Genomic DNA, 3,870 nt, shown 5'->3' with positions numbered 1-3,870 from the left:
TGTACATAGTGCACTAGGTTATGTATCACCTTTTGATTTTGAAGCAATGTACTATGATAAGATTAACCCGTTAGGTCAGGTGGCCTAACTTAAATAAAAAAGTCTCCGACAAACCCGGTACGGTTCATAGGGTAAGTACAGATGAAACCCACCGATACAGAATGTAGAAAAGCGCAACAGAATAAGAAGTCGTATAGCCTCTCTCATGAAAACGGTTTATCTCTACCTGTGACTACTGCTGGTCAATAATATCGAAATGTCCATTATACCGTTCATGTCTGAATGGGAGGGAGCAGTTGGCACTTCAGTTTGTGAAGCTGTTGTTCGTCTTACTTATAGGGTGCATAGACAGATAAATAGAAACTGTTTCAATAGTAAATATCTAGAATATCTATTTAAAAGCATGCAATATATTGGGTGCTTGAAAAATGATATTTGATTTATTTATTCAACCTTATTTTGCAAATAGAATTTGTAAACAATATAAAAGCCTAATAGATTTAGATATCTAGTTTTTTAGTTTAATTAAATTGATCTAGAAATTTAGTTTGTTTAACATATTGAAATATATTAATAATTAATTATTCGCTCGATAGAAATATAAATATGTATTTAATTAAATCAGCTATTCTGAGCGGCTAATAATCGAGACATAACAAGTTTATATTGTTCCATGCGATCGACATCTTTTTCAGTTATCTGAGTTAAACGAGAGGCATCCATATTGTCCATTAAGTCAGCAAGTTTGACTTTTACTGCTAATGGATTAAGAGCAGTGCGTTCAGCAGCTTGCAAACGGGTTTCACCTGCTTGTTTCGTCAATGCTTGAATCGCGTCTACAATATGTGTAGCAAAACCTAAGGAGTTTAATTCGTGAGCGGTCGTTTCTGTATCTTCAAGTATGTCATGCAATATGGCCACAATTTTAGCATCTTGAGTATCGACGGCATTCATCACACGTAAAGGGTGTTGAATATAATCTTGTCCAGCTTTGTCCTTTTGACCCGCATGACGTTGTGTAGCCAAGTTAATAGCTATGTCTAAATTTGACATATTTAACCTATCTATAAAATTGAGCATTGGGAAAAATATTTTTTATTAAAAATAAAAAGCCAAAACAAATGAAAGAAGCGGGGCTTTATGAAGTTTATAGTTAAGATAGATACATTAACAATCAAAAAAAAATTGGTGTTAATGGGTTTATCCAGTTATATCAACTGTAGGTAGGGGGTGATATAACTGGCTGCATAGATATCAATTAAATTTCACGCCAAACTTGGTTTTTATCTTTCAATGAAATCATAAAGTTAAAATTGTTATCATTACTGACCAATAGGCCTTCAGGAGTTTGCATCACGACTTTCAGTACAGTTCCCGTTTCAAAAACAAGGGGGACTACAATTTTCTTTTTCTAAAGTCACTGGTTGCAAAAGTTCTACAATCGTGCTTTCCATTTTACTTCCCCATATCAGCATTGGTTGTTAATTGAGCTTAGCATATTATTGGTGAATTAACTATTTTTGTAAATATTGTAGGATCACTCAAATATTTTTTTTCATAAATATTTCTTTCACTTAGTTGGGTATTTATATCGGAATTATTGTTTTTATGCCCATGAATTTTATTTTTTAGTAAAAAATGAGTTTGTGCAACTTCGTGCTAAAGATACGGCTTAGATTAGTGTTCATTATTTTATTCGTATTTCGAATAGTTCTCTTTATTGAAATACGCTTTTCCGAAGAAATAAAAGTTAAAATTTCAGCTTAAATTCAGCTATGTGCTTAAAAATTGCATTAGATCACTTGATTGGGCACACAATGAATGAAAAATCTACGTAAAGTTTTAATGAGATATATCAGATTGTGTTTTCGAACATAATTTATCTATAAAACTGAATGTAATATAACTTTTAAGCTTTATCATTGCAGGTTAGTTTGAAAAGAAAAAAATAAAGGAATTCTTTTAGCAGATGTTTAAATCTTTTTTTCCAAATCCCAAATGGTTTTTTGGGTCCTTCATTGTTTGGTTTTTTATCAATATCGCGCTTTGGTATAGTGGTGGCAGTGAATGGGGAACAATCATAGGTTTACCAGAGAACTATCATCAAGCCGAATTACCGATTGGTGTGAGCCGTTTTTGGTCACCTTCCTTTATATGGTTCTATCTTTGGTTTTTTATCTCTAGTTGTATTTTTTCACTGGCCTGGAAAGTAAAGTCAAGCAATCCATGGCAACCATGGTCAGTCTGGGGCACAGCATTAATATTGTTTAATATCTGGTTCGGTGTCCAAATGAGTGTGGTTGTTAATGCTTGGTATAGCCCTTTTTATGATTTGATTCAAAAGATGTTGAGTAGTGGTGGCGGCAATGTAAATGATCTTTATATGGGAATAATGACATTTTTATATATTGCATTGGTTTATGTCACGTTTGCGGTATTGAACTTATTTTTCGTAAGTCATTATGTATTTCGCTGGCGTACGGCAATGAATGAGTTTTATACCTTGCATTGGGATCAGCTTAGACATATTGAGGGGGCATCTCAGCGAATTCAAGAAGATACGATGCGCTTTGCAAAAACCACAGAAAGTTTAGGTGTGAGTTTAGTTGAAGCGGTGATGACTTTAATTGCTTTTTTACCTGTTTTATTTAGTCTGTCTGCGCATGTAAAAGAATTACCAATAGTTGGTGAAATTCCGCATGCATTAATGTGGGCTGCGGTGGCTTGGTCAGTAGTGGGTACGCTCATACTGATGATTGTGGGCTATAAATTACCAGGACTCGAATTTAATAATCAGAAAGTAGAAGCGGCGTATCGCAAAGAGTTGGTGTATGGCGAAGATTATGCAGATCGCGCACAACCTCAAACATTAAAAGTGCTTTTTTCAAAAGTTAGATTTAATTACTTTAGACTTTATTTTCACTATGCATATTTTAATTTGGTTCGTATCTGGTACTTACAATTGGATAATATATACGGTACTTTTATTCTATTTCCTAGTATTGCAGCTGGCACTATTACATTAGGATTAATGATGCAAATTGGAAATGTATTCGGGAAAGTGCGTGAATCATTTCAATATTTAATTAGCTCATGGCCGACAATCATTGAATTGCTATCTATTTATAAGCGCTTAAAAATATTTGAAGAACAACTTAATAAAAAATAAATACTTAACTGTGAATTTAACCTGCTAAATGCAGGTTTTTTTTATGGGTTTATAATAATTGTTTTATGAAATCATCAGGTTAGAAAATAACTATACAAGTGTTTCTTAATTGGCTTTGTTGCACAAAGATTTCATAACTATATGATTTTAAAAGTTTTGATTATTTTTTTGATCTAAAATTAAATTTATTTAAATCAGATGCTTACATATTTATGCAACAAAGCCTTTCAGCTAGGTAAAAACATGTAATCGGAAATAACTTCAATTTAGAAGTTACTAAAACTTTATTAGAACTATTAACTATAAATAAGCCCGATAGGAGAAATCCCATGTTGCAGGTACAAGTCGTATCTAAAGAGCATCATAATGTTCTTGAAAATGTACAAACCAATCAAGTAACTTTAAATGAGGCTTCAGTCGTTGTTATTCATACCACGAGAGAAAATATACAAAGTGCGGAACGTGTCGGTAATTCCCTTATTATAAAAACCAAAGATGGTCAACAGCTTGTTATTGAAAATTATTTTTCTGAAAATCCAGATTTGAATGATGTAGTTTTAGAAGATAATAATAAATTAGACCTCTTGCGAAAGTAAAAACTGCCTCAATATAGATTTCATGAAATATCAGAAATTAAATCGTTTTTCAGATTCTGAATTCCAGCGCTTGGTTGGTGTACCTCGAGCAGTTTTTAGTGAAAT

3 protein-coding genes and 1 pseudogene are annotated in these 3,870 nt (G+C 32.7%); 2 read left to right on the top strand and 2 right to left on the bottom strand.

Annotated elements, in window-relative coordinates; genetic code table 11:
* Window positions 1-621: 621 nt before the first annotated feature.
* Window positions 622-1,053, bottom strand: coding sequence for a guanosine-3',5'-bis(diphosphate) 3'-pyrophosphohydrolase (locus FTV09_RS17155; RefSeq protein ID WP_180058964.1), 432 nt, complete (start codon window positions 1,051-1,053; stop codon window positions 622-624).
* Window positions 1,054-1,258: 205 nt separating this feature from the next.
* A pseudogene (locus FTV09_RS18205) lies at window positions 1,259-1,454 on the bottom strand (hypothetical protein).
* A gap of 515 nt (window positions 1,455-1,969) precedes the next feature.
* Here FTV09_RS18205 and sbmA point away from each other — a divergent pair.
* Both sbmA and FTV09_RS17145 read left to right on the top strand, forming a co-directional pair.
* Window positions 1,970-3,169, top strand: coding sequence for a peptide antibiotic transporter SbmA (gene sbmA / locus FTV09_RS17150; protein WP_180058963.1), 1,200 nt, complete (start codon window positions 1,970-1,972; stop codon window positions 3,167-3,169).
* Window positions 3,170-3,498: 329 nt separating this feature from the next.
* Window positions 3,499-3,765 (top strand): BapA prefix-like domain-containing protein, encoded by a 267-nt coding sequence (locus FTV09_RS17145; protein ID WP_180058962.1) that lies wholly within the window; start codon window positions 3,499-3,501, stop codon window positions 3,763-3,765.
* The last annotated feature ends 105 nt before the right edge of the window (window positions 3,766-3,870 follow it).

This window comes from Acinetobacter sp. YH12227 (genome assembly GCF_013417785.1).
Classification (GTDB): domain Bacteria; phylum Pseudomonadota; class Gammaproteobacteria; order Pseudomonadales; family Moraxellaceae; genus Acinetobacter; species Acinetobacter gandensis.
Note: the sequence above shows the minus strand (reverse complement) of the source record. Positions and strands in the feature narration are given on the sequence as shown.